Annotated in this window: 17 protein-coding genes and 8 pseudogenes; 9 read left to right on the plus strand and 16 right to left on the minus strand. The window is 38.0% G+C overall.

The window, feature by feature from the left end:
- Positions 1 to 4: 4 nt before the first annotated feature.
- Positions 5 to 681: pseudogene (cmk, locus tag WG932_RS22255) on the minus strand ((d)CMP kinase).
- A 159-nt stretch (positions 682 to 840) separates the two neighbouring features.
- Here cmk and ade point away from each other — a divergent pair.
- From ade to WG932_RS22280, 5 genes and pseudogenes are all read left to right on the plus strand, one after another.
- Positions 841 to 2,473 (plus strand): annotated as a pseudogene (ade, locus tag WG932_RS22260) (adenine deaminase).
- Positions 2,474 to 2,514: 41 nt separating this feature from the next.
- Complete coding sequence (locus WG932_RS22265) at positions 2,515 to 3,381, plus strand: histidine kinase dimerization/phospho-acceptor domain-containing protein (protein ID WP_483085428.1); 867 nt, start codon at positions 2,515 to 2,517, stop codon at positions 3,379 to 3,381.
- Positions 3,382 to 3,415: 34 nt separating this feature from the next.
- Positions 3,416 to 3,823 (plus strand): sensor histidine kinase, encoded by a 408-nt coding sequence (locus tag WG932_RS22270; protein ID WP_483085429.1) that lies wholly within the window; start codon positions 3,416 to 3,418, stop codon positions 3,821 to 3,823.
- Between the two features lie 501 nt (positions 3,824 to 4,324).
- On the plus strand, positions 4,325 to 5,203 hold the full coding sequence (locus WG932_RS22275) for a histidine kinase dimerization/phospho-acceptor domain-containing protein (RefSeq protein ID WP_483085430.1): 879 nt from the start codon (positions 4,325 to 4,327) through the stop codon (positions 5,201 to 5,203).
- Positions 5,204 to 5,245: 42 nt separating this feature from the next.
- Positions 5,246 to 5,644 carry a sensor histidine kinase gene (locus WG932_RS22280; RefSeq protein WP_483085431.1) on the plus strand — a complete coding sequence of 133 codons (399 nt, stop codon included), beginning with the start codon at positions 5,246 to 5,248 and terminating at the stop codon, positions 5,642 to 5,644.
- A gap of 71 nt (positions 5,645 to 5,715) precedes the next feature.
- Here WG932_RS22280 and WG932_RS22285 read toward each other — a convergent pair.
- The 5 genes and pseudogenes from WG932_RS22285 to WG932_RS22305 form a co-directional block, all read right to left on the minus strand.
- A pseudogene (locus tag WG932_RS22285) lies at positions 5,716 to 6,778 on the minus strand (DUF3810 domain-containing protein).
- Between the two features lie 40 nt (positions 6,779 to 6,818).
- Positions 6,819 to 7,400 (minus strand): NifU family protein, encoded by a 582-nt coding sequence (locus WG932_RS22290; RefSeq protein WP_014020046.1) that lies wholly within the window; start codon positions 7,398 to 7,400, stop codon positions 6,819 to 6,821.
- Positions 7,401 to 7,497: 97 nt separating this feature from the next.
- A pseudogene (locus WG932_RS22295) lies at positions 7,498 to 8,822 on the minus strand (dicarboxylate/amino acid:cation symporter).
- 19 nt (positions 8,823 to 8,841) lie between these two features.
- Entirely contained in the window at positions 8,842 to 9,918 is a 1,077-nt protein-coding gene (aroC, locus tag WG932_RS22300) for a chorismate synthase (protein WP_483085432.1), read from the minus strand.
- A gap of 3 nt (positions 9,919 to 9,921) precedes the next feature.
- Positions 9,922 to 11,367 (minus strand): BatD family protein, encoded by a 1,446-nt coding sequence (locus tag WG932_RS22305; protein WP_014020049.1) that lies wholly within the window; start codon positions 11,365 to 11,367, stop codon positions 9,922 to 9,924.
- A gap of 139 nt (positions 11,368 to 11,506) precedes the next feature.
- Here WG932_RS22305 and WG932_RS22310 point away from each other — a divergent pair, with 139 nt between their 5' ends.
- Both WG932_RS22310 and WG932_RS22315 read left to right on the plus strand, forming a co-directional pair.
- On the plus strand, positions 11,507 to 11,698 hold the full coding sequence (locus tag WG932_RS22310) for a hypothetical protein (protein WP_014020050.1): 192 nt from the start codon (positions 11,507 to 11,509) through the stop codon (positions 11,696 to 11,698).
- Between the two features lie 136 nt (positions 11,699 to 11,834).
- Positions 11,835 to 11,978 carry a hypothetical protein gene (locus WG932_RS22315; RefSeq protein ID WP_483085433.1) on the plus strand — a complete coding sequence of 48 codons (144 nt, stop codon included), beginning with the start codon at positions 11,835 to 11,837 and terminating at the stop codon, positions 11,976 to 11,978.
- Positions 11,979 to 12,369: 391 nt separating this feature from the next.
- On the opposite strand, the gene WG932_RS22320 is transcribed toward WG932_RS22315, so the two are convergent.
- Positions 12,370 to 13,548 (minus strand): 6-bladed beta-propeller, encoded by a 1,179-nt coding sequence (locus WG932_RS22320; RefSeq protein WP_483085434.1) that lies wholly within the window; start codon positions 13,546 to 13,548, stop codon positions 12,370 to 12,372.
- 529 nt (positions 13,549 to 14,077) lie between these two features.
- On the opposite strand from WG932_RS22320, the gene WG932_RS22325 reads away from it, so the two are divergent.
- Positions 14,078 to 15,796: an ABC-F family ATP-binding cassette domain-containing protein gene (locus WG932_RS22325; protein ID WP_483085435.1), complete on the plus strand. Its 1,719-nt coding sequence runs from the start codon at positions 14,078 to 14,080 to the stop codon at positions 15,794 to 15,796.
- Positions 15,797 to 15,801: 5 nt separating this feature from the next.
- On the plus strand, positions 15,802 to 15,963 hold the full coding sequence (locus WG932_RS22330; protein ID WP_483085436.1) for a hypothetical protein: 162 nt from the start codon (positions 15,802 to 15,804) through the stop codon (positions 15,961 to 15,963).
- Positions 15,964 to 16,005: 42 nt separating this feature from the next.
- On the opposite strand, the gene WG932_RS22335 is transcribed toward WG932_RS22330, so the two are convergent.
- The 9 genes and pseudogenes from WG932_RS22335 to WG932_RS22375 form a co-directional block, all read right to left on the minus strand.
- Positions 16,006 to 16,866: a nucleoside phosphorylase gene (locus WG932_RS22335; RefSeq protein WP_483085437.1), complete on the minus strand. Its 861-nt coding sequence runs from the start codon at positions 16,864 to 16,866 to the stop codon at positions 16,006 to 16,008.
- Positions 16,847 to 17,832: pseudogene (gene trhO / locus WG932_RS22340) on the minus strand (oxygen-dependent tRNA uridine(34) hydroxylase TrhO). Before trhO ends, WG932_RS22335 begins: the two are co-directional and overlap by 20 nt.
- 53 nt (positions 17,833 to 17,885) lie before the next feature.
- A pseudogene (locus tag WG932_RS22345) lies at positions 17,886 to 18,523 on the minus strand (acetyltransferase).
- Between the two features lie 53 nt (positions 18,524 to 18,576).
- Positions 18,577 to 19,880: pseudogene (locus tag WG932_RS22350) on the minus strand (DUF2851 family protein).
- Between the two features lie 72 nt (positions 19,881 to 19,952).
- Positions 19,953 to 20,769, minus strand: a pseudogene (pyrF, locus tag WG932_RS22355) (orotidine-5'-phosphate decarboxylase).
- Between the two features lie 46 nt (positions 20,770 to 20,815).
- A complete protein-coding gene (gene lolA1, locus WG932_RS22360) occupies positions 20,816 to 21,472 on the minus strand; it encodes an outer membrane lipoprotein periplasmic chaperone LolA1 (RefSeq protein ID WP_483085438.1) in 657 nt (218 codons plus the stop codon).
- Positions 21,473 to 21,490: 18 nt separating this feature from the next.
- Complete coding sequence (locus tag WG932_RS22365) at positions 21,491 to 23,416, minus strand: DNA translocase FtsK (RefSeq protein ID WP_483085439.1); 1,926 nt, start codon at positions 23,414 to 23,416, stop codon at positions 21,491 to 21,493.
- 177 nt (positions 23,417 to 23,593) lie between these two features.
- A complete protein-coding gene (locus WG932_RS22370; protein ID WP_483085440.1) occupies positions 23,594 to 23,881 on the minus strand; it encodes a hypothetical protein in 288 nt (95 codons plus the stop codon).
- A 174-nt stretch (positions 23,882 to 24,055) separates the two neighbouring features.
- A complete protein-coding gene (locus tag WG932_RS22375) occupies positions 24,056 to 25,096 on the minus strand; it encodes a quinone-dependent dihydroorotate dehydrogenase (RefSeq protein ID WP_149393753.1) in 1,041 nt (346 codons plus the stop codon).
- Positions 25,097 to 25,409 lie beyond the last annotated feature (313 nt).

Below are 25,409 nucleotides of genomic sequence, written 5' to 3' on the forward strand. Positions count from 1 at the left end.
AAAGTTAGTTCATTCTTTCCTTGGCCAATTCAATTATTCTTGACACCTGCTCCTTAAAATCAAGATAACTGGTATCAATCTCTACGGCATCTATTGCTTTTTTAATGGGCTTACTGATCTTCCAGAATCTATCTTATCTCTTGATTCAAGATTTTGCTTAACGATATCTAAACTAATTTTTTCACCTTTTTCTAAGAGCTCTTTCTGCCTTCTTTCTGCACGTATGGTGGTGTCTGCAGTCATGAAAATCTTTAGCTCGGCATCGGGGAAAACAACAGTGCCAATGTCACGGCCATCCATTACAATGCCTTTTTCATTGCCCATGCGTCTTTGGATATCCACCATGGCTTGACGAACAATTGATAATTTACTTACCTGACTCACATAAGTAGATACGGCCATTCCCCTGATTTCACTTTCTACATTTTCTCCATTCATAAAAATTTCCTGAATACCTTTGGCTTCATTGAAATGGAAAGTGATTTTTATGTTTTTAAGGGCTTTTTTAACCTCTTCATTACCAGATAGATCGGTATTGTTTCTTAAAAAATATAGGGTGACTGCCCTATACATGGCGCCGGAATCCAAATAAGTATATTGCAGAACCTTGGCTACAGCTTTGGCTGTAGTGCTTTTTCCGCATCCTGAATACCCATCGATGGCAACGATAATTTTTTTCATTAAAGAAAAATGAAATTGCTTACTGCTTTCCTTTTCATTGGCAAATATAGTATATTTATAAGTATTCTTGGCAGTAAGCTTTATTTGAATTGATTTTTATTCCCAATAATGAATCTGTTGCAAGAAAATGAAATATTTTATTTTAATTTTTAGGTAAGAATGTCTAAAGCTTTTAGGGTTCAAGGTAAACTTGTTGATATAGAAAATCGGGAAGTTTATCCTGTAGAAATTCAGGTGTCTGAGGGTAAGATCAACAGGATAGATCGGATTGATTCTTCTCCTGACCAATACATTCTTCCCGGCTTTATTGACGCACATGTCCATATCGAATCTTCCCTGCTTATACCTACAGAATTTGCACGCTTGGCAAGTATTCATGGTACTGTGGCCACTGTCTCTGACCCCCATGAAATTGCCAATGTTTGTGGGCTCAAAGGAGTCGAATACATGGTGGAAAATGGGAATCAATCACCTTTTAAGTTTTTCTTTGGGGCACCTTCCTGTGTGCCTGCAACGCAGTTTGAAACAGCCGGTGCAACAATCGATAGCACTGACATCGCCAAGCTTTTAAAAAGGGATGATATTTATTATTTGGCAGAAATGATGAACTGGCCGGGTGTACTTTCAGGTGATGAGGAGGTTCTTAAAAAAATTGAATTGGCAAAAAGTTTGGTAAACCTGTAGATGGACATGCTCCGGCATTGACAGGCGATGAGGCAGCTAGGTATATAAATGCAGGGATTACTACAGATCATGAGTGTGTTGCATTGGAAGAGGCCCGATTTAAAGCCCTGCAAGGAATGAAAATAGCCATTAGAGAAGGGAGTGCTGCAAAAAACTTTGATGCCCTAATTGATTTAATTGATGAATTCCCGGATCAAATTATGTTTTGTTCAGACGACAAACACCCCGACAGTTTGTTGCTAGGACACATCAATCAATTGGTGGCTAGAGCTATTGAAAAAGGGAAGGATTTGTTTGCTGTGCTAAAAGCTTGCTGTATTACACCGATTCAGCATTATAACTTAGCAGTTGGTAGATTAAAACCTAATGAGCCGGCTGACTTTATTGTGGTGAAAGATTTGATTAATTTTAATGTTTTAGAAACTTATATTTCTGGAATTTTGGTGGCCAAAGAGGGGGAAAGTAAAATATTGTCCACCAAGACCGAGCCGATTAATAATTTCAATGTCAATCCGCTTTCTGCCAATGATTTTGAATTGAATCATGATGGTGGACAGGCTAAAGTGATAGTGGTAGAAGACTCTCAATTGATCACCGGTAAGATTTTCAGTGATGTACCCGAAAAAGATGGAAAAGTGATAGTGGATATCGAAAAAGATATTCTTAAAATTGCCATTCTAAACAGGTACCTGCCGGATGTTAAGCCTTCGGTAGCCTTGGTAAAAAATTTCGGATTAAAAAATGGGGCCATTGCCTCGTCTGTAGCACATGATTCACATAATATCATAGTGGTGGGCACAAGCGATGTGCTGATGGCTGAAGCTACTAACTTAATTATCCAAGAAAAGGGGGATTATCAGCTGTAGGGCCAACAGGAAATAAGGTCTTGAACTTACCTGTAGCAGGATTAATGAGTAATTCTGATGGATTTTTGGTCGCAAGTAGTTACATTGAAGTAGATAAAAAAGCGAAAGAGCTTGGAAGTGGTTTGCAATCCCCTTTTATGACCTTGAGTTTTATGGGCTTATTGGTAATCCCTCATTTAAAATTAAGTGACAAGGGATTGTTTGATAGTGACTTATTTAAGTTTGAAAAGGTTTTTGGATAGGGGAAGCATTTTAATTAATTATAGTTTTGAAAAAAGGTTTTTTGGCAAGGTTAAAACGTCAAGGTAAGAAATTGTTTTTCTGGGATCAGAGTCCATCCCTAGAAATACAAGTTTTCAATGCCACCTTGGTTATTTTAATTGTTTTCGTCCTTTTTCTGGCCATAATTAATTTATGGTTGTTGAACTATAGTTTGGTGAAGCTTTGTGTTGTTGTTGCAGTCAGCCTATCTATATTTATTTATCTTTTGCGGGTTAAACATGCTTTTAAAACAGCATTTTATTTGGCAAGCTTTAGTACTTATCCGATTTTGCTTTTTAACTTTTTTCACAATGACGGCATAATTGGTCCTACTTTTTACATTCTTTCTTTGATTCATTTACTGGTTCTTAGCATAGTGAAGACCAAGCATTATGCCTTCTGGAGTACCCTAAATGTTTTGTATTATTTTTTACTTTACTGTTTTGGACTCTATTATGGAGAACTGATACCTCAAAATTATAACAGTCAGTTTGAAATCTTAACAGACCATTTGCTTACCTATAGTGCTTCCATTCTTGGGATTACGATGATAATGTTTGCCTTGAAACGTTTTATTTCTATTCAGAAACGCAAGGTGAAAGAAAAAACATCGGCCTTGTTGAAAATAAATAAAGACCTAAAACAAACCAACAACCAAAAAGACAAAATCATAGCCATAATTTCACATGACCTAAAAAACCCACTTCAATCTATTATTCAAACCCTAGAGTTGATTAATTCTGGAGACCTTACTGAAGAAGATATCAAATACCTTCGTCAGGAATTGCTTAAAACAACCAAAAACACGTATAAAATGATGGAAGATATATTGGAATGGTCTTCTTTTGAATTAAAAAACGCACAAAAAGGAAAAGAAAATACACATTAAAGACCTCATTGAAGATACTGTAGAGATTTTGAATGTGATTGCCAAGCAAAAAAGCATAGATTTGGAGGTCAATTACCATCAAAACCCTCTATTAAATTTAGAAACAGATCGGCTGCTCCTTATTTTTAGAAATTTGGTGCAGAATGCCATAAAGTTTACGCTTTCAGGCGGGCATGTTATGGTTGATATTTACAGTCAAGAAGAACAATTGACCCTGCAGATAACGGATAATGGGGTTGGAATTTCTCCCAAACGCTTAGAGACTATCTTCGAACAAGATATAAAATCTACTTACGGTACCGAACAGGAGAAAGGAACTGGTATGGGGCTTCATATGTGCTTTCAAAGTGCCCATATGCTTAGCGGGAAATTGGAGGTGGAAAGTAAAGAAGGAGAAGGTTCAACCTTTAAGCTAGTGATTCCTACAGGAATTAATACCTAATTCTTCTTGGAAATCTTTTCTATAGTTTAGCAATTTTCTCTGCATTTTTTTACTAAAATTAGGTGTGATATTTTTCACCGGTAATTTTATAGAGGCTAAAGGAGCATATATCAGGCTTTATTTAAATTCCCTCTTTGTCCAATCATGAAATAAGCGATACTATTGATTATATTAATCCTCTGAAAGGCTGTTCTTTATAATTGTATCCGGACTTGCCACCTGACTATTGTCACTATAGTTAAAATCCTTTGCTAACTATTAAACGAATAAAGGAAAAAATATATCCTTCTAATGGTTTTTTGATAACTAAAGATTATATTGAAGTTGCTTAAAAGGCAACAGGCTTGGGGGACTCATTTTTTGTGCACTTTATGACCTTATATATTACTGCATTGATGGTTATTCCTCATCTTTAATTGTGCATTTAGGTTAGTGGGCGAGGAGTCTTATATATATTCAAAACTATTTTTTTGTATAAATGTAAATACTTAATGATATATTTTGATAGAGCGTTACTGGACAAAAATTAGAAGATTAGGCAAACATTTGTTTTACCTGGAGGGAGACCCATCCATGGAATTACAGATTTATAATGCGCTTTTGATTATTACTATTTTCAGCTGTCTTATATTCGTTATTTTTAATTTGGTTTTATCCAATATTGTATTGCTATGGGCTAGTCTGGGGGCGGCACTGTTTCTATTAGGCTGTTTTTATTTATTAAGGGTGAAAAATGCCTTTAAAACATCTTTTTATCTAGCTCTTTCAATGAGTTACCTTGTTTTTGTCTTTACTTTTCTAAACCATGAAGGAATTTATGGGCCAACATTTTACATGCTTCTACTTGTGCATTTAATTATTCATAGCATTGTGAAATTAAAGTACCATTTTTTTTGGAGTATAGTTAATGGATTGTTTTTTTTAGGCCTTTTTTATATTGGCCTTTACCACGATGAATTGATTACACAAAGTTATACCAACAAGGATGCCGTTTTTATTGACCATGGCTTTACTTATATTGTTACCATAATTGGGTTTACCTTATTGATAAATAGTGTTAGGCAATTTTATGAAAATCAAAGAAGTAAAGTGAAGGAACAAACGGTTACTATGGCTAAGACCAACAGTAGCTTGCAGAAGACAAGTGCTCAAAAGGACAGAATCATTACCATTATTTCACATGATCTTAAAAATCCCTTGCAGTCGATTATTCAAACCTTAAAGCTGGTGAATTCCGGAATGCTTGATGAAGAAGAAGTCAAACTCCTCAATGAAGAATTGTTAAATACAACCAATCGGACTTTTCAAATGATGGAGAATATTTTGGAATGGTCCTCCTTTGAATTGAAAAATGAAACTTCTCAAATAAAAAAATCCTAATAAAAGACCTTATTGATGACACGGTAGAGATTTTGAAAGTAATTGCCAGACAAAAAAATAAACATTGAGGTCAATTACCATAAGAACCCATTGGTTAACATAGAAACAGACAGGTTGATGCTTATTTTCAGAAATTTGGTGCAAAATGCCATTAAGTTCACGCCTGCTGATGGGTTAATTGTTATCTCAATAAATAGCGAAGAAGGTTTCTTAATACTTGAGGTGTCGGACAATGGGATAGGCATTTCGCCAGAAAGGTTAAAAAATATTTTTGAGCAAGACATAAAATCTACCTATGGAACGGAACAAGAAAAGGGTACCGGAATGGGGCTCCATTTTTGCAATCAAAGTGCGCATAAGCTCAGCGGGAAATTGGAGGTGGAAAGTACAGAAGGAGAAGGTTCAACCTTTAAGCTAGTGATTCCTACAGGAACTCATTAAAAAGCATTATAATAAATTTTTAATTTAATGAGATTTAATAACCCGCCCCCTCTTGCAAGAAAGTTTCACCATCATTGTTTTCCTTTCCAAGCATAAACAAGCATGGGGAGTTGGGCATAACTCCTTACACCGGCCTTTACCCCCTGAGACTTTAAATACAAATCGTTTGATCTTCGGCTCAGCTCCGAAGCAAAGGGAACAATGGCTCGGTTGCTTTCCTGAATTTCTCTTATATCATTTTTTATTGGCTCAGGTATATGTACCAGAAATTCCTTATATCGCTCACTATCCATTCTGTAAAGATCATTGAGCTGATACCTAAATAACTTCATGGTCGCAGCGTATTGAAAAAGGCCTTGGAACTTTGGGAGCAAACCAACCATGCCATAAAATTTGCCTCTCCCTCATCGGTTATACCAAAACCATGTGCCAACTCGTGTGCCATAGTAAAACCTTTTTCCAATGGATGAAGACTTGGGTCCAAGTAAGCTTCTCAGTAAAAGGGAAATAAATGCCGAAAATCCCAAGCTTTCTCAAGGTGGCCTCAGGGTAAAATTGCTTGACTACCGGAGAACCTTTTCCTCCATGTTGCCAGTCTTTAAGCATAGACTTCATTTCATCTCTAATCATGGTGCTTTGAACGGTGAAATCGGAAATATCAGGCCAATTTGTTGAATCTGGATGCACATTTTCCCTCAAAGTATGTAGAAACTGTTGGGTGGTTTCCATTTCTTCGATTAATAAGTCGATAGAAAGAGGACTTGGGTTTAAATTAAGTTTTTGGTAAAGTGGTATGCGGTAATAATTATAAGCCCAAAGGATCAGGAAGGAAAAAATTAAGCAACCCAAGAAATTTAAAATATGCCTGGAAAAGAGAAAAAATCGTTGCTTGTGGCTTTTTATTTTAAAGAGTTTCCGAAAAAAGCGATACCCTAAATAAATTAGGAGAAGAATTAAAAGGTAAACGGTAGGAAAAGGTAAAACGACAATGGTATGGTCGAGCAAACCTCTAATCAAAGGGTAAAGGCCGGTTGTATACCATTTTTCAGTAAGGTAAGGGGATGATGTCGCCAAGTACCTAAGCATTAGCGCAATTATCCCTAGGTATACACCTGTCCATTTGCCAATTTTCATTCTCCTAATCAAAGGTATAAATAGTAGGACTTACCTATACTTAAATACCCTCAGCTTCCACACTTTTTACTTCCGGTAGCATTCTAGTCAAAAGGTTCTCAATACCTGATTTTAGGGTAACTGTACTTGAAGGACAGCCGGAACATGCACCCTGTAATAGTACTTTGACTACTCCGTCTTGAAAACTATGGAAGACAATTGCTCCTCCATCTTGTTCTACAGCCGGACGAATGTATTCATCAAGTATGCCTTTGATTTTTTTGACAACCTCACTGTCATTTTCATCGAAAAGAGGATCAGAATCAAATTGAGTGGAAATAGGTTGCTTTCCACTTTCAAGGAAAGTTTTAATTTGATCTCGAATATGTTGCTGAATGTCTTCCCAAGGAATGTCTCCTTTCTTGGTGACTGTTACAAAGTTGGATGCAATGAATACCCTTTCAATGGCAGCAAAATTAAACAATTCTAAAGCAAGGGGAGAATTTGCCGCACTTTCTTCGTCCGGGAAATCAAAACTTACCCCATCATCTGTCAACATAAAATTGGCGACAAATTTTAAAGAATTCGGATTTGGGTTTGCCTCCATGTACAAGTGTACAGGTCTTTTTTGTGCTTCTAACATTATATCCTATTTATTATTTCTATTTTTTCCTTTGTAGTCTTAGAACGAAAGTGGGCACATCTTGGTTCGGATGCCGCACAATTCCCCAAATTTTGCTTTATGAATTGGTCAGTGGATTGGATTTTCTTATCAATCCATCCGGTAATTCACCCTCTGTGGAGGCTACTACGGTGCATACCATGGCATCACCTGTTACATTTACTATGGTCCTAAACATATCCAAAATTCTATCAGGAGCAAGAATCAAGGCAATTCCTGCCGAAGGCACACCGATGGACTCTAGAACAATGATTAGCATAATGATACCGGCGCCGGGAACGCCGGCCGTTCCTATAGAGGCAAGGGTGGCTGTCATCACAATCATCAATTGTTGACTTAGATTGAGGTCAAAACCCATGGCCTGAGCGATAAATACGGCAGCGACACCTTGATATAAACTGGTTCCGTCCATATTGATGGTAGCACCAAGAGGTAGGACAAAGCTACTTATCTCTTCGGATACGCCGATCTCCTCTTCCACCTGTTTCATGGTAACAGGTAACGTAGCTGAACTAGAACTTGTAGAGAAAGCCAATAACTGGGCAGGTTGAAGCGCTTTAAAGAAATCCAGGTATTTTACCTTCGTAAAAATTTTAAGAATCATCGGGTAAAAGAAAACAACCATCAGTAATAGACCTCCAACAACCACTGCACTGTATTTCAATAAGGCCAAGAGCAACTCTACAGCCGAATCAGGATTATCTCCGGTAATGTCAACTATCAATGAGGCCATTAAAGCAAAAACTCCATAGGGGCTAAGATCATAATAAAGCCTACAATTTCGATGATGACATCATTGATACCTTCAAAAAAGGCAATCACAGGAGCAGATTTTGCCTTTGGGATCCGGATCAATGCAATTCCCATTATGATTGCAAAAAACACTACCTGCAACATCATTTCATTGGCTGCAGCCGCCTGAAAGACATTTTCCGGCACCATGTCCACCAGGGGTTGTAGGGGGCTTTGTTCTTTAATTTGTTCAGCTTCTTGAGATTTACTTCCGGCAGTTTCATCGTAAAGTTCCATCAGTTTCTCTCTGGTTTCTGCGGGAAGGCTTTTGCCGGGGTTGAATAGGTTCACCAAAAGCAGGCCTACCGATACAGATAAAGCTGTGGTGAATATATAAGTCAAGATGGTTTTGCCTCCAATTCTGCTGAGTTTGGTAATATCACCCAGATTAGAGACCCCCACAATTAAAGAGGCCAAAACCAATGGAACGGCAATCATTTTAAGTGCTGTGATGAAAATAGTACCTATTGGCTTGATGTAATCCTTAATGAATTCAGGAGAGAGTCCTAATTTGACAACGCCCAAGCCAACCAGCAATCCCAAAATCAGCCCGATGATTATTTTGGTGTGCAGTGGTATTTTTCTTTTCATACGCATTGATTTGTGCAAATTAAATTTTACTTGACCTATTCAATAAAAGGTGGTCTGCCAAAACCAAGGCACACATGGCTTCTACTATTGGTACAGCACGTGGAACCACGCAAGGGTCATGACGCCCTTTGCCTGATACGGTGGTTTTTTCACCCTGCGCATTGACACTCTCCTGATCCTGCATAATGGTGGCCACCGGTTTAAACGCTACTTTAAAATAGATGTCTTCACCATTGGAAATTCCTCCTTGGATGCCTCCCGAGTGGTTGGTCCTTGTTCTTACCTTATCCCCTTCCGTATAAAATGCATCATTGTGCTGGGAGCCTTTCATGGTAACTCCTTCGAAACCGCTTCCAAACTCAAAACCTTTTACAGCATTGATGCTTAGCATGGCATGGCCTAAAACCGCATGTAACCTATCAAACACTGGTTCTCCTAATCCAACAGGTACGCCTTTTGCGACACAGCTGACAACTCCTCCAATGGTGTCTCTTTCTTTTCTGACTTGATCGATCAGCTCAATCATTTTATCAGCAGTGTCTGCATCAGGACACCTTACTATATTTGATTCAGTTAGATTAAAGTCTAATTCCTGGTAGGATTTTTCTAATTTAACAGCTCCTGCTTGGCTTACATAAGCATTGATTGCTACGCCATAGCTTGCCAGCAAAAGTTTGGCAACAGCTCCTGCAGCCACCCTAGCGGCTGTTTCTCTGGCACTACTTCTTCCTCCTCCTCTATAATCCCTAACGCCAAATTTCTCGTGGTAAGTATAGTCAGCATGAGAAGGCCTGAATTTATCGGCAATATGTGAATAGTCTTTACTTTTCTGGTCAGTATTGTAGATAACCATAGCAATGGGTGTACCCGTGCTCAGGCCCTCAAATACTCCGGAGAGGATCTCAAAATTGTCCTCCTCTTTTCTTTGGGTAGTTATTTTAGATTGACCGGGTTTCCTCCGCTGCAATTCCATTCTGATAAAATCCTCGTTTATCTTAACGCCTGCCGGACAGCCATCTATAATTACGCCGAGACCTCTACCATGAGATTCTCCGAAGGTGGTAATGGTGAATATATTTCCAAATGTATTACGCATGAATTACTTTTTCTTTACAATCAAATAGGCCAATAATCCCAAGGCCAGCACTAGCAAAATATTAATTAGGCCGGAAAAATAAGACTTATATCCTTGGTTTAAAAGCTTATTGTCTTCTACTTCAATCAGGTCATATAATCCTCCCAGCCTGGAGGAAGAAATGGCCTGGTTAATTCGACTCTCTCCGGTAACTCGTACTACAGCTTGTGGAACAAGGGTATCGTATTTGGCCAATTCGGGGTTAAAATAAATCCATTCAAAATGATCTTTCAAAGGTACTACCTCTGCTTCATTTAATGTCATGAAATAGCTAAATTCCTTCATTCCCGTCACTTTTCCTCTTCCCCTGTTGATTTGTACTTGCTCATTGGGGTCAAAAGTATTCAACTTTTGGCCTTTTTTTATTTTTGGGGGGCGAATGGAGCTTATATTCCCTTCTCCTGTGATGATAAAATCGTAGGTAAAACCTTCTCCGGTTTTTACCTCTAAATCGCTGATGTTTTCCCTGAGTCTATAATTACCGACACTTACTTCATTTTTAAGTGGATGTGGCGGAAGTTCTTTGACCTGGATGGATTTGGGTTGGGAATAAAATGTCTTAAAATCTTGCAACCTATTGCTGCCAAAAAAACTAGGGTTCTTGGCCACTTTGTATTTTATCATTTCCCATCCTACAGAGGGGAAATCCACAGTTCCCGCATTAAAAGGGTAAAAATTGGCTTCATAAACTTTGTATTTGGTCCACTTTTTGCCTCCAAATTCCACGCGTTCAGGTTGTATGCTGGTAATGTTGAAGTTCTCTTCCCATGCATTTCCCGGTTTTATCTCATTAATGATCCGTTCCAATTGCTTACCGGGTTCATGAAAGTTAAAAGGTGCTTGATTGCTCTCAGACATATAAAAAGCAAAACTTACACTGAAACCTTCCCCTACATATACTTCATCTTTACTTACAGAGAGTGAGAAAAAAGCATCGTCTTCTACTTCCACATATTCCGGCTGTTCAGTATTGTTTCTTCCAAAAAGATCATCAAAAGGGTCCAATGCCCGATTGCTCTGAGCATTTGATCGGGCATCTACTACTGTAATGGTGGTGCCTGGAGAGGAGGCGGAGATTCCATTCACATCTATTTCGAATGCAGGAAGTGTAAACTGACCTTTCCTGAGGGGTTTATAATATTGTATGACACTGTTGGTACTACTCATTTGACCATTGATGATATTCATCGATGAACTTTGGGAAATACCTTGCTTTTGGAATCCTTGAATATCAGGCAATTGGTCGTAAGATCTAATTTTATCCCCCGATACAATTACTTTTATGGTGAAGGTTTCGTTGAGAGCAACTTCATTTTCGCCCAATTCGATTTTGACATCCTGAGCATGAGCAGTTAGTGAAAAAAGACCCAGCAGGCATACAAAAAGAAAATGGTTTTTCGTTGAATACATATAATACGATTGTGTTTTCGTAATTTAATAACTGCAAATTAACAAGTATATTTTATACGTAACAAATCTAGAGGAAAACCGTTAATAGTATTTAAATCAATCTTTTTAATTAAACCTAAAAATTAAAATATCTTGAACCATGATGGAATATGTTAAGACTATTTTAGTAAAAGTAAGTTTTGACAGTAAGCTCTTCGAGAAAGAGTTGAGAAAGGGTCTGAATATGCTGGTTCCTGGTGAACTGGAAGAATTCAGAAAGTGGTGTTATGGCACTTTTTCAAAAGCATATGAGCCAATATTAAATAAATATTTTATCTTATTGGCAGGTTAACCAACAACCATTAGCCCCTGTACAATGGGGCTTTTTTTATGGGGCCTTATTTAAAGATACATTATAGAAGACCTTTTATTGAGTGTTTTATACATTTTTTTACTTACTTTTAAAAAAAGTTAAACTTTGTTAAGCGATGGATAAAAAGAACACCGGATTTGAGGATATTGAAAAAATGCTTCAGGAAGTTGGAAGTAAAATAGAGACCTTGATCGAAAAAGGAACCAAGGCTACGGGGAGGCTAGTGAGGAAATTGAGAAAAAATCAAAGACCTGCATAAAAACAAAGAAAAACTGGAAAAGGAATTTCAGGAAAAGAAGGCCAAGTTTGAGGAAAAATACCAAAGTAAATCAAGTACAGCCAAACCATTTTTGGAAGATTCTATGGCGCATTTTAAGCAAGGAGTAAAGTCATTGGTACATGCCATCAATGAAATGCTGAAATAGGATAGAATTTTATAATAGGCTCAACACTAATACCATTTCATTGAGGGATTGGCTGTGAATTTGCTTTTTTGTGTTGAATAAATTTTGACTTATTTTTAATTTATAAAGTTTTCTAGTAATTAATTTCTCTACTATTTCGGTTTAGGAATTATTAAAAAAAATGAAGTGACCAAGGATTAATCTTGAAGGCAAAATTTAATTAAGCATTTTTCAGTATCTGAACACTTATTTTAGTTGATAAAAAGTTAAAATTATTGAGTTATCGTAGTTCATTTTATCCAATTCATGGAATAAGTCAAGATTAAAATTTTTTAAATCCTTCATAAATTCTCCATTACCATTCCTTTTAAAGGATAAAAACGTTTCAAATTCAATTGAATTTATGAATCTATTTTTGCTGTCCAGCCCTATTGGAACTGGTAGTAGAAAACGAATTAAACGTTGAGAATTATTGATGTTATTTGACGTATAAACCTGTTGATTATTTATGTTATAGTAGCCGTATAAATTCCTGTTTTTATCTGTGTAACTAAATATAAACCAGCCAGTCGTAATCTTATAACTATGATTTAAATAGGATGTATTGAGATTCATTATTTCTTTATCAAACTCTTGGTGATAATATTTTTTATTTTCAGGCCATGTATTTGTTCCAAAATTTAATTGGTAAAGAGGTAAAAGATCTGTAGGTGGAATTATTTTATAAACTAAAGACGATGTTGGCGCATTATAATAGGTGTCCAATCCATCTCCATTCATCCCCCCAGTGAATTCGAAATTCAAATATTTCCCTGCCTCAGGAAATTTCGCTGCTTTTCCTTTGACATTCCCATGTATGTCAGTTATTAATATCTTATAATATTCATTACTATCCACCCTCACATTAAATGCGATATGATCATCGTCTAATATAGATAATGAGTGAGGGGATAGGTTACTTCCTAAATAAACTTTGTTTTTGAAATTTCCATTTAAATCATAGATAAGCATGCTTTCATGGTCGATAATTATGATTTCATTTCTGTTTTTATGTACAGAAAAATCTTTAATTGACTTAAATTCTTCTGGTCCATCACCTTTTACACCAATTATTTTTATAAAATCACCATCTAAGGTAAATAAATGCAAATTAGAGCGCATTTTATCAAGCAGTAGGAGCTTTCCATTATATTCTATAGCCTTATTTACTTTAAGAATTGATTTATCTACAGGGATGCCTTTTAAAGCTAAAAATTCAAAACTCCTTACTTGATTAAGAATATTTCTTTTAACAGTATTTTGATTTATAACATTAACTTCAATAGGGGATTTTGTGATTTTTTTCTGTTTATTTTGAGATTCGTTTTTTTCTTTACAGGAAAAAGTAAGCAAACTAAGTATTAAAAAACCAAGGATGATTTTCATGAAATGGTGCATAAAATAGGTGTTTCTGGTTTTTGTGTAATAGTAATTTTAAATATTTGCCATGATTCTTGCGCAGAGCATTTTAATTTAACTTGTTATGTTTACAAGGCTGGGAAAAGGTTTTATTTGTATAAAATCTCTTGGGAATATACTGAAAATCAATCAATATCACTATTAATAATTACTTTTTAGTTGATTCTGAGATTTGGATAGTAGCTTATAAATTCAGCTATTAATAAGTAAGCTTTTTGGTAAAAAACAGTATTTCCCGTTACAGGGATCTGGCATTAGGTCCCAACTGCTGTACAAGATTTCATAGAGTATTTGTTTATAGATTGTAGGCCATTATAAGCAAGCCTGTATTCGGGATGTCTGATATTAATTTATGGTTCTCAGAATATTTACTATGTCATTTCCTTTGTAAAAAATTATATGCTAGGAAGGAGCTAATTATTTTTAAATTCAAAATGAACGACGAAACCCACCTTATAATTCGGGAATATCCGAAATACCGTTGTAATTTTGTGACATGAATTACCTTTCAGTTGATACACTTAGCAAGTCCTTTGGAGAAAGAGTCTTGTTCTCAGAAATTTCCTTCGGAATCGCCCAAGGACAAAAAACCGCTTTAGTTGGAATAAATGGAGCAGGAAAATCCACCTTGATGAAAATCATTATGGGGGAGGAAATTGCGGATGCAGGACAAGTGGTCATCAACCAGGAAATCAAAATGGCCTATGTGCATCAAAACCCGGTTTTTGCCGGAGAGAAAAGCATTTATCAAACCATATTTGATGACCCTGACAATGAAATCATTCAAGTAATTCATGAGTACCAGGCCCTGATGCTTAAAGCAGAAGGAGGAGAAGATAACAGTGAAGCTCTCCAACCAATCTTCGAAAAGATGGATCGGCTGCAAGCCTGGGATTTTGAATACCAGATCAATGAAGTCTTAGGAAAACTTGGGCTTCATGATACGGGGCTTCAAGTGTCTGCACTCAGTGGAGGGCAGCGAAAAAGAGTAGCCATTGCCAGAGCTATTCTTCACTTCCCGGACTTATTGCTTCTCGATGAACCCACCAACCACCTGGATTTGGAAACTATCGAATGGCTGGAAGAATACCTTTCCAAATCTAACCTCTCACTTTTAATGGTGACACACGATAGGTATTTTTTGGATAAGGTGACCAATAATATCCTAGAACTAGAAAATGGTGAATTGTATCGGTATGCAGGAAATTACAGTTATTTTTTAGAGAAAAAGGCAGAAAGAAAAGCCAATCAGGCCACAGAACAGGAAAAAGCAAAAAGTCTTTATAAAAAGGAACTTGATTGGATAAGAAGACAACCCAAAGCAAGAGGAACCAAAGCCAAATATAGGGTGGAAGCCTTCAATGATACCAAGGAGAAAGCTTTCAAAAAACAAGAGGAAAGAGACATCAGTCTGGAGGTAACTGCTCAAAGACTTGGAAAGAAAATAGTGGAGATAGAGAAAATCCATAAATCGTATGGTGACCTAAAGCTGATCGAAGATTTTAGTTACACTTTTAAAAAGGGAGACAAGGTAGGGATAGTAGGCCCAAATGGAGCAGGGAAAACCACTTTTTTGAATATGCTCATTGGGAAAAATGATCCTGATAAGGGCTCCGTAACCATCGGGCAAACCACCGCCTTTGGTTATTACAAGCAAGAGGAGGATAGCTTTGATGAAACCTTAAGGTTGATTGATATTGTAAAGGAAGTGGCAGAAGTAGTTACGGTAGCCGGAGGGGCAACTATCACCGTTAGCCAATTCTTGACTCAATTTGGTTTTCCACCCAAGCAACAACATACACACATTGCCAAGCTGAGTGGGGGAGAGAGAAGAAGGCTTCAATTGCTATTGATTTTAGTAAAGAGCCCCAACTTCCTTATTCTGGATGAGCCAACCAATGATTTAGATATTGTAACCCTCAATACTCTTGAGGAGTTTTTGGATGTATTTCCGGGATGTTTGGTAATTGTTTCCCATGATAGGTATTTCATGGATCGGCTAGTTGACCACCTCTTTGTTTTTGAAGGGAATGGGCAGATCAGTGATTTTCCGGGAAATTATACAGACCTAAGGGAAAAACAAAAGGCGGCTAAAGCTGAGGCACCTAAGCAGGGGGCAGAAAAAAAGCTGTTGCAGCGAAAACATCAGAAAAGGAAAGCACCAAAGCTACTTTTAAAGAAAAGAAGGAGTTTGAGGAAATTTCGGCAACGCTAGAGCAATTGACGGCAAAAAAAGAAACTTATATTCAAAAGATCAATCAAGGGACTGAGAATCACGAGGAACTTATGGAATGGTCAATTGAAATAGAAGGCTTGGACGAAAAAATAGAAGCCTTGGAGATGAGATGGCTGGAACTTAGTGAACTTGACGGAATTTCCTGATTGATTGGCAAATTTGTAAGCTTGCGGTTTCAATGGGAGGCGCTAGAGTTTTTCCAAGACTGAAACAATTAACTTGTCAACGACCCCACTAGGATCTGCAGAGAATTTTCCGGAGATGCGATTGGCAACAATGGCATTCATGCTAAGGACTTCATGGCCCAGCATTTTACCCATGGCATAATAACCTGCAGTTTCCATTTCAAAATTGGTAAAGGCTTCATTTTGAAATGGATGCTTCCCTAATAAATCGAAGATTTCAGGTATTCGAGGCTTTAATCTTACTTCTCTGCCCTGAGGGCCAAAGAATCCCGGACAAGTAACAGTAATACCTGAAGGAAGGTCTTTACCTATTTTCTTTAGAAGCGCTTCAGATCCACTAACGCAATAAGGCTTAAATGGTAATCCCAGCCGCAATTGAACTTCATCGGCGATTTGCTGCTCGATATCGGTTTGAGGGATGGAATAAAAAGCCATTAAGGTATCTAAGCCTACGGCTTTTGAGCTGGCAAGAATACTCCCTTCCGGTAAGGTGCTTTGCATGCTTCCGGATGTACCAATTCTTACAATATTTAGCTTTTTTTGGCTAGAATTGGGTAGGCGAGAATTAAAATCCACATTAAATAAGGCATCCAACTCCGTCATAAAGATTTCCACATTGTCAGTTCCCATGCCGGTACTGATTACGCTGATTCTTTTATTTTTGTACCAGCCGGTATGGGTGACAAATTCTCGGTGACTGACTTGAAGATCGATGCGGTCAAAGTGAGAAGATACCTTTGCCACACGGTTTGGGTCTCCTACCGTAATGATCGTATCTGCCACCTGCCCCGGTTTGAGGCGGAGGTGGTAAATACTTCCATCAGGATTGATGATAAGTTCCGACTCAGGTATCGGACTTAGCATGGAGGGTGGTTTTTATTTTATTTGCATTTGGCTTTTGGTACAACCCCTTGTATGGATTATAGCCATTGGTGTTTTTTTGGTAGTAACCGGTACCATTATAAGGTCTTTTCTGTGGGGAAGTCTTGCAGCTTTCTGAGCAAGCACCTTCCATTTCCCAACCACAAGACTCACAAATGGGAACATGAACATTGCACTCAGGGTTTGCACAGTTGACCATCCTGTCAGACAAGGTGCCGCAAACAAAACACTGTGAAACTGTTTTGGGGTTTACCTTATTTACATCCACAGCCAGCCTATTGTCAAATACATAGCATTTACCTTCGAAGTCTTCTCCGCCGGCTTCCATTCCATATTTGATAATTCCCCCGTGAAGCTGATATACATCTTCAAAACCTTGCTCTAACAAGAAAGCTGATGCCTTCTCACATTTGATTCCTCCGGTACAGTAGGTAAGTACTTTTTGTTTTTGAGGTGTTCCAGTTCTTTTACTTTTTCGGGAAAATCCCGAAAATTGTCAATGTCCAGTCGTACAGCATTCTTAAAATGACCTAACTCATGCTCGTAATTTGATCGAACATCTAAAATAACTACATCTTCTTGGTCTTTTAAGGCCTTAAAAGCTGCAGGTTCTAGGTGCTTTCCTGTCTTTTCTCTGGGGTTAAGGTGTCGTAGGCCTGAGTGAACTATTTCTTCCTTGGCGCGAACATTGATTTTTGCAAAAGCATGTTCGTTGTGCTCATCAATTTTGAATTCCGTGTCGGCAAATCGAGGGTCGGCTTTTACATAGGCCATGTACTTTTCACAGTCTTCCTTCAAACCTGAAACTGTTCCATTTAGACCTTCAGAAGAAATGATAATGCGTCCCCTTATATTGTTTTCAACACAAAATAAGTGGTGTTCTTCACGGTATGCTTCCAAATCCTCGATTTGGGCATAGCAGTAATACAATAAAATGTTGTAATCCATAACTTAAGCCCTGTTTCCGACAGGGTGTTACTTGTTTAATAAAAGAAATAAATTTATTTATCTATCACTTGTGCCGGGTTTCCAAACACAGTTTGTTTGGCTTCAATATCCGCTATGACTACGGAACCTGCACCTATTCTGGCATTCTTACCTATTTTAACTCCTGAGACAATGGTCACACCAGAGCCTATAAATACTCCATTTTCTATGGTCACACCGGAGTTAATCACAGCTCCTGCACCTACTTGTACAAAATCACCTATTTTGGCTTGATGCTCTATGGTTGCATTGGTATGTAAAATACAGTGGTTCCCAATTTCTGCCCCTGCACCTATTGTTACTTTAGCATTGATAAAATTACCATGACCAATGCCTGCATCAGTAGAAATATAAGCCAACCTGTGAAGCGCATTTACAGGCTGCACTTTCCTTCTTTCATTGAGTAGTTTTACCAAACTTTCTCTGTACTTAGGATCATCTACAGCAACAAATGCTTCACATTTTTTTCCGATAAGTTTAAGAAAGCCGTCGTCTTCCAGCTTTCCAAGAATGGCAACATTGTTAATTTCTTTTGGTGAAGGCTCGCATCATCATCCAAAAAACCATAGACTACAGCATCATGACTATTGAAAATTTCTAATGCAGGATGTGCAATTCCCTTGGCACCGAAGATAATGATTGGTTTTTCCATAATATAGTTTTAGAAGTACAAAATTAATGGAAATTACCAACCTATGCAAAAGATCATTTTAAATTGGGTCTAAGTAGGTTTTGGCCTATTTTACAATGCAAACACATGCGTTTGGAACAATACTGATGGTAGAGTCCAAGCATGCCTTGGCTGTCATAGGCATTAAGGGCCGGCCAGCCCACAGCTTGATAAATTTGAATTATGCTGTTGTTTTCTGCGGAAATTTCCTGGAGTAGATTAAAGCATTTTTCTTGCCAGACTGAGAGGTCTGCAAATCTCCCGTAGGCATACCAAAGGGGCACTACATAATTGATAACCAAAAGTCCCAAGATGTTTTGGGTTAATTTTCCATGGGTAGCTTGGGTCTTTGGCTTACCAAAGTGATAATGCTTTTTCCAGTATTCACTAACAGTCAAGTCAAAGATGCGTGCAATGGATTGGCTGCTGTCCAATTCATGAAGTACCAAGTCGAAAAGATGGGGACTTCGGTTAAGCAAGTCTGAAAGCTGTGCCAATCTAAGGGATGGAAAATTGCTAGGTCTCACCTTCATAAACTTCCATTCTGATGGGAAGAGATTTCTTTTAAGAGAATATTTGTTTTGCAAATAACCATACTCTGCCTGTAAGCCCTTTTCATAGGTTTGGTCTAAATCTAAGGAAGGAGTGAACAAGCCGGCCTGACCGAAGATCAGCGCTTCTATTTGTTTGATATTGCCTGCATTCTTTTTAATCAGCCTATAAGGTAGGCTTTGTGCCAATTTTAGCATGGGGATGCTGTTGGTTTTAAAACCGAAAGAAAAAATAGCCATTGATAGGCCGTTTCCTCCCAATCGTTTCCGTTTTCTTTTAATAGATCCAATACTTGGTCACTTTTGCTTTGGAGCCGTTCGACAAGGGCTTTTTCCAACATGGAAAATTTTAAAATTGAAGAAAGCTCAGGGAGGCTATCTGTACATAGAAGTTTTTTAGTGGAATTTTGTAGTCTTTGGTAATTCCTGATTACATCCAGCAATACTTTTCCTTCTAGAACCAAGGTGGGTATCACGGTCCCATCCTTTCTTTTCACATCCTCATCATGTTGCCAAACTACATGTAGAATTACTGCATTATAGGCGTTGTCTGCGTCATGCTTATGGTTTTTCCAATCGGAAGTGCGAAGGTGTATTTCTATATGACCAAAATGGCGGATGCCTCCTAGGGAAATTTCTGCTTCTTTGAAATCAGGACCTTCATGTTGGTTATGAAAACCAATTTTGTGAATAAGAATGGGGCTACCTCCTTCAGTTTCCAATGTATTTTTATCAAAATACTGGTATTTCCAAATAAGCTGAAGAAAATCCTCTTGAAAACGAAACATAGGTTTATTTCATATCTCCTGTATGAAATTACCTAAAAATATAAAGAAATCGAAATAATCGGACTGAATAATTTACTTACAGTAAATGTTCAGTTGCTGTGCCATAGCCTCTTGGAGGAGGATCGCTTCTTTTTTGGCAGCTTTACCAAAATCTTCGCCCGAGGAGGCATAAATAATTCCTCTTGATGAATTTACCAATAGGCCACATTGATTGTTCATTCCAAACTTGGCTACTTCTTCCAAACTACCTCCTTGGGCACCGACTCCCGGAACAAGGAGAAAATGATCAGGAACCAACTTCCTTACTTCAGCAATAGACTCACCCCTAGTGGCGCCTACCACATACATCATGTTTTCAGTGGTTCCCCAAGCTTTGCTTTTTTCTAAAACAGAAGCATATAGGGGTTGGTTGGATTGGTTTTTTATGACTTGAAAGTCTTTGCTGCCTTGGTTTGAAGTCAGGGCTAGAAGGATTACCCATTTCCCATCAAACTCTAAAAAGGTCCCACACTGTCTTCTCCCATATAGGGAGCTACTGTGATGGCATCAAAATTCATTTGTTCAAAAAATGCCTTGGCATACAGGCGGGAGGTATTTCCAATATCTCCTCTTTTTGCGTCAGCTATGGTAAACACATCTTTAGGAAGGTATTCCAATGTTTTGGCTAACGTTTCTAAACCTGCAGGACCCATTGCCTCATAGAATGCTAAATTAGGCTTGTAAGCCACAGCTTGATCTATGGTCTGGTCGATAATTACCTTATTAAAGGTGAAAACAGGGTCTTCTTCCTTTAGTAAGTGTTTTGGGATTCGTTGTATGTCCGGGTCTAAGCCAACACATAAAAAGGAGGATTTTTTTGTATTTGGGCAAAAATTTCTTGAGATGTCATGGGGCAAATTTATAAAAAAGAGATGGGAAATATTAAATCCGAGAGATTACCTCAAGTCAATTACCTCTACATCTTGATTTTCACTTACTTTAAATACAAAGTAATCATCCACAATCTTTACATTGGGATTCAACTCTTTAAAAGTATATTTAAATGTTCCTCCTACATCATCTTTAATTTCCCAAGCCAATATTTCATTTTTAGCTTTATCGATATAAAGCTTGATTCGTTTAAATCTGGCATTGGTTTTATCAGAAGTCAGTAATATTTCATGCGCCGGAGTCCCATTGATTTCACTGCTACCAATTAGTTGAGAGGTGTATCCTTTCTTGTAAATGTTGTATACATTGGATGGTGTGAGTTCATCTGCATCATCTTCAACATTGTTTATGGTGACCTCTTTGTATTTGGTAGATTTTATAAGCGTCCACACAGTTTTTCCGTTATTAAATATTTCTTGGTCATCAAGTGTAAGCCTGTATTTATTTCCTTTTACAGTTACATTTCCTGTGTTGGTTTGAATAAGTCCTTCATCTTCTGTAGAATAACTGTATTCAAAAAGCCCAGTGAAACCGTTAAGGCTTTTATAATTTTCGCTAACCTTAGAAAGTATTTCTACAGCTTTGGCATCGCTTTGCGCAAATAAAGCAGTGGAAAAGCAGTGGAAAAGCAGAATTATGGTGATTATTTTTTTACTAAACATTTTACAAATCAATATATTTTAAAGGTTATTCAATAACTGTTCCAAAGTATTTTCATCCTGGACCAATACTTCCCTAGCTTTACTACCCTCAAAAGCCCCTACAATTCCGGCTGCTTCCAATTGATCAATTATTCTCCCTGCACGATTGTATCCCAGCTTCAGTTTTCTTTGGATTAAAGAAGTGCTCCCTTGTTGGTGCATCACAATAAGTCTGGCTGCATCATCAAATAGTGCATCCCGCTCAGAAAGGTCCACTTCTCCCAAGCCACTTTCTCCATCCTCGCCAACAAATTCCGGCAAGAGGTAGGCATCGGAGTAACCCCTTTGGTCACCTATCCAGTCACAAACAGCATCCACTTCTGGCGTGTCGAGGAAGGCACACTGCAAACGAATCACATCAGAACCCATTGAAAGAAGCATGTCTCCCATGCCAATTAACTGTTCTGCCCCTCCTGCATCCAGGATGGTCCGGCTATCAATTTTACTGGTTACCCTAAAGGATAATCTAGCAGGGAAGTTGGCTTTAATTATACCCGTAATCACATTTACTGATGGCCTTTGGGTGGCAAGCACAAGGTGGATACCGATGGCTCTGGCCAATTGGGCGAGCCTGGCAATAGGGCCTTCAATTTCTTTTCCAGCAGTCATCATAAGGTCTGCCAATTCATCAATTACCAAAACAATATAGGGCATAAACCTGTGCCCTTTGTCAGGATTTAACTTCCTTGAAACAAACTTTGCATTGTATTCCTTCAAATTTCTACAGCCCGCATCTTTTAATAGATCATACCGGTTGTCCATCTCTATGCAGAGGGAATTCAAAGTATAAATTACCTTCTTGGTATCTGTGATAATGGCCTCTTCAGCATTGGGAAGTTTGGCTAGGAAATGTCTTTCTATTTTATTGAAAAGTGTTAATTCCACTTTTTTAGGATCCACCAAAATAAGTTTTAGCTGGGAGGGGTGCTTCTTGTATATTAGGGAAGCAAGAATCATATTTAAGCCTACTGATTTACCTTGACCCGTTGCACCTGCCATAAGTAGGTGAGGCATTTTGGCCAGATCAACTACAAACACTTCATTGGAAATGGTTTTACCCAGAGCCACAGGAAGATCCTTATCACTCTTCATAAACTTCTCTGTACCCAATACTGAACGGGCAGCCACCAATTCCCTGTTTTTGTTTGGAACTTCTATACCTATTGTGCCTTTGCCGGGGATAGGAGCAATGATCCGGATCCCCAAAGCAGCTAAACTAAGGGCAATGTCATCCTCAAGATTTTTAATCTTACTGATTTTTACACCGGGGTCAGGAATGATCTCATATAATGTGACCGTTGGACCTATTGTAGCTTTGATCTCTTGGATGCCGATCTTAAAATTCACCAGTGTTTCAACGATCTTATTTTTGTTTTCCTCGAGTTCCTGTCTGGTTACAGTTACCTTCTGTTGATCGTATTCATTGAGTAGGGAGAGGGTAGGAAACTGATAGCTGGGCAGGTCGATTGTAGGATCATAAGGATCCAGGTTTTCAACCATCTCCGCTGTTTTTTCCTCATTCTCTTTATTTTTGACTACAAAATTATTTTCTGCCAATGGATCTTTTGTTTCCACAGGACCGTCTTTTGTGGTGTCTTCGACCTTGAAAGCCGGTTCCGCTGCGTCTTTTTTTGCTGGAGGATTAGGCTTTTTGGAATGGGTGACTTTCCAGCTGTTTGTTTCAGCTTTATCTTCTTCCTCCAAGGGTTCAGTATTTTCTAAGTCTTCAGCTTCAAGATGTTCAAAATTGTCCTTTTCCTCAATTTCTTCTTCTGAAATAAAGGTTTGTCGATCAAGCATTGCTTGTTCATTTTCCGAATCCTCGTCTTGTAAGTTCTCCTTTTCAGAATGATTAAACCATGTGATTTGATCTACATTGAAAAATACGATAACAAAGATCAACAAAGACCCAAATATTAGGATAAAAGTTCCCCAGCCAAGAAATGCGTCTGAAAGGATGGCCAGTTCATAACCAAACCCCCGCTAAGAAAAGCCAGATAATTGTAACCATCAATAAGGTGAACCAAATAACCCATTAATAGCCCCAACCATACCAAAAAGAAAAGGGAAAATCCTGCATATCTAGTAAGTGAAACCAAGGAGTTTTTGAATGATAATTTGTATCCCCAAAAAATAAAAATGGGGGAAGAATAATGCAGCGATGCCAAACCAGCGATATATCATAAAATAACTCATCACAGCACCTGTATAGCCCAATAGGTTTTGGGTTTCACCGGCCTTGGTGCGAACAGGCATACCTGAGGCATTGACCAGGCTTTGATCTGCTTGCCCAACAAATAAATAGCTCAAAAAGCCAAAAACATAAATACTGAAAACATCATAAAGATGATTCCAAAAGATAAACTCCATCGCTTATCACTGAAAAATGCCCAGTTGAATTTCTTTTTACTTTTAGGGGCTGATTTTCCAGAAGTCTCCTTCTTTTTGAATGTATTTTTCTTATATGTATTTGCAGCCATGGTCCTTCCTTTCTCCACTGTAGGGATGTAATTTAATGCTTGCTATGGTAATATAAAAGTTCTGCTATTGTACTGAATTATTTACCAGGCCTTTTTTCAATCGCTTTACTAAGCTGGGCCCCTCATAAATCATACCAGTATAAATCTGGATTAGACTAGCCCCTGCCTCCAATTTTGCTTTGGCGTCTTCCACTGTAAAAATTCCCCCGACTCCTATTACTGGAAAGGCATTTTCTGATTTTTGGGTAAGGTACCTAATGACCTCTGTGCTTCTTTCGTTCAATACTTTCCCACTAATTCCACCTGCACCTATGGCTTCAACTTCTTTCGTAGGAGTTTTCAATACCTCCCTGTCAATGGTCGTATTGGTAGCAATGACACCCGCAATCTTGGTTTCTTTCACAATTGATATAATATCGTCCAACTGTCCGTTTGTTAGATCCGGAGCAATTTTTAGAAGAATAGGCCTAGGTTTGTCATAGGTATAATTGGCTTCATTCACCACCGACAATAGTTTCTTTAGGGGCTCTTTTTCCTGCAATTCCCGCAAATTGGGGGTATTGGGAGAGCTAACATTCACCACAAAATAATCTACATGGGCATGCAATGCATGTAGACAAAAAAGGTAATCTAAAATGGCATCCTTATTTGCGGTGACTTTATTTTTTCCGATATTTCCTCCTACCAAAACATCGGAATTCCTGTTTTTTAGCCTTTCTACAGCTTCAGCAACCCCTCCATTATTGAAGCCCATCCTGTTGATTAATGCCTGGTCTTGTGGCAATCGAAACATTCTAGGCTTGGGGTTTCCTTCCTGTGGCTTTGGAGTCAAGGTTCCAATTTCAATAAAACCGAAACCCAATAGTGACATTTCATCTATAAGCTTGGCATCTTTATCGAAACCTGCAGCCAAACCTATTGGGTTTTTAAACTTTAGACCAAACACTTCCCTCTCCAACGTCTTATGTTCGAAGGCAAAGCTCCCTCGGATGGTTTGTTTAAGCAACGGAAGGTTGAACAATGTCTTGATCCAGGAAAATGTAAAATGATGTGCAGATTCCGGGTTTTTTAGGAAAAGAAGAGGCTTTATGATTTTTTTGTACACGACGTTGAATTTTGCTCAACCACAAAAATAACGCAATTCTTTGACAATCGACGGGAATTAGCCCAGCAATATGGCAGATATTGGATTTAAGTAAAAGATTTAAAAAATGAAAATTTAATAGCGGAAAAGGGACAGTGTGTCAGCAAAACTTTATCTCAAAATAGATTTAATTTGGGTTACTACCTTTTCACGCTTGGGTCTGCCCAATATTTATGATCTTCATTTTATTCCTTACAAGTTTCAAGCCCCAATTTATAGAAAGCATGGTAGCAATCAATAGGTAGGTCTGAGGCATTGTTGAACTAGTGCTGCT

The sequence above is a fragment of the Cyclobacterium sp. SOCE241 genome, assembly GCF_056867545.1.

Coding starts and splice junctions, on each gene's coding strand:
- WG932_RS22290 (WP_014020046.1), bottom strand. CDS start 7,400: ATGTTAGAAGCACAAAAAAGACCTGTACACTTGTACATGGAGGCAAAC.
- aroC (WP_483085432.1), bottom strand. CDS start 9,918: ATGCGTAATACATTTGGAAATATATTCACCATTACCACCTTCGGAGAA.
- WG932_RS22305 (WP_014020049.1), bottom strand. CDS start 11,367: ATGTATTCAACGAAAAACCATTTTCTTTTTGTATGCCTGCTGGGTCTT.
- WG932_RS22310 (WP_014020050.1), top strand. CDS start 11,507: ATGATGGAATATGTTAAGACTATTTTAGTAAAAGTAAGTTTTGACAGT.
- WG932_RS22315 (WP_483085433.1), top strand. CDS start 11,835: ATGGATAAAAAGAACACCGGATTTGAGGATATTGAAAAAATGCTTCAG.
- WG932_RS22320 (WP_483085434.1), bottom strand. CDS start 13,548: ATGAAAATCATCCTTGGTTTTTTAATACTTAGTTTGCTTACTTTTTCC.
- WG932_RS22325 (WP_483085435.1), top strand. CDS start 14,078: ATGAATTACCTTTCAGTTGATACACTTAGCAAGTCCTTTGGAGAAAGA.
- WG932_RS22335 (WP_483085437.1), bottom strand. CDS start 16,866: ATGCTAAGTCCGATACCTGAGTCGGAACTTATCATCAATCCTGATGGA.
- lolA1 (WP_483085438.1), bottom strand. CDS start 21,472: ATGTTTAGTAAAAAAATAATCACCATAATTCTGCTTTTCCACTGCTTT.
- WG932_RS22370 (WP_483085440.1), bottom strand. CDS start 23,881: ATGGAGTTTATCTTTTGGAATCATCTTTATGATGTTTTCAGTATTTAT.